Source organism: Halalkalibacter sp. HAAS-P014 (genome assembly GCF_056619965.1).
The window spans coordinates 1-1,534 of the sequence record NZ_JBWQTV010000040.1; the positions used below are offsets into that span (position 1 = coordinate 1).

1 protein-coding gene is annotated in these 1,534 nt (G+C 40.0%); it reads left to right on the plus strand.

Going from position 1 to position 1,534, the window contains the following annotated elements:
* Positions 1 to 79: 79 nt before the first annotated feature.
* Positions 80 to 1,429: an IS1182 family transposase gene (locus AC1FXZ_RS21765; protein WP_480057561.1), complete on the plus strand. Its 1,350-nt coding sequence runs from the start codon at positions 80 to 82 to the stop codon at positions 1,427 to 1,429.
* Positions 1,430 to 1,534 lie beyond the last annotated feature (105 nt).

The following is a 1,534-nucleotide window of genomic DNA, read 5'->3' on the forward strand; positions in this document are numbered from 1 at the left end:
TGTTTTTTTGCGCAGACTAATCCGATTATTCAGGTAATTATAGTATAATATAGATAAGAATAATCGTGAGGTGATCCATATGTTACGTCCTATCCGTGAAAAACAAATAGAATTAGAAATGGTTTCGATTGATCAACTTGTTCCAGAGGACCATCTTTTACGAAAGATCGATGCAACCATTGATTTCTCCTTTATATATGACAAAGTAAAATCCTTTTATAGTGAAGATAATGGCCGTCCTCCTGTTGACCCTGTGATGTTATTTAAGATGATGTTTATTGGTTATCTTTACGGAATTCGTTCGGAAAGACAGCTTGAAAAAGAGATTCAAACCAATGTAGCCTACCGTTGGTTTTTAGGATTAGGGTTAACAGATTCCGTTCCACACCATTCTACGATTAGCTTTAATCGTCATAAACGCTTTAAGGATACAACGGTCTTTCAAGATGTTTTTGATGAAGTGGTTCTTCTCGCAGTCGAACATCGTATGGTAGGTGGACGTGTACTTTTTACGGACTCTACTCATTTAAAGGCAAATGCAAACAAGCGTAAGTTTGTGAAAGAAACGGTTCAAGTGGAAACTCAAGATTACATTAATGAACTAGATCAAGCGATTGAGGAGGACCGAAAAGCACATGGAAAAAAGTCCTTCCCAAAAAAGGACAAGGAGGTGGAAGTAAAGGAAATCAAGGTTAGCACAACCGATAAAGAGAGTGGTTATATGTTCCGGGATGGGAAACCTGAGGGCTTCTTCTATCTGGACCATCGTACAACCGATCTCAAATATAACATTATCACGGATGTCCATGTAACACCTGGAAATGTTCATGATTCCCGTCCCTATTTAGCACGTTTAGATCGTCAACGAGAGCGTTTTGGTTTTGAACTAGAAGCAGTTGGTCTTGATGCGGGTTACTTAACCATGCCTATTTGTCATGGGCTTGAAAAGAGAAACATCATGGGGGTCATTGCTCATCGACGCTTTTCGCCTAAAAAAGGATTATTCCCAAAATGGAAGTTTACTTATGAAGTTGAATCCGATACATATACATGTCCCAATGGAGAGACCTTGACTTACTCAACTACGAATCGCGAGGGGTATCGTCAATATCACTCCAATCCCAAAACGTGTAAAAGCTGTCCGTTTCTTTCACAGTGTACAACAGCTAAGAATCATAAAAAGACCATAACTAGACATGTTTGGGAGAGTAGTAAAGAAAAAGTCAGAGAAAATCGTCTATCCCCGGAAGGAAAGACGATTTATAAAAAAAGAAAAGAAACCATCGAGCGAAGCTTTGCGGATGCGAAACAACTCCACGGGCTTCGCTACTGCCGGTTGCGCAGCTTGAACGGCGCTAACGAACAAGCGCTGATGACAGCTGTTGCACAGAACATAAAGAAGATTGCCAACCACCTCACCAGAGGGTGAGGTGGTTGGCAATCTTCCATTTATGATTTATTTCTTAACCCTTAGAGAGAAAATAATGTAAAAAGAGAAACCCCACTAAAAAAAGTGGGGTTTCTCGACAATCTG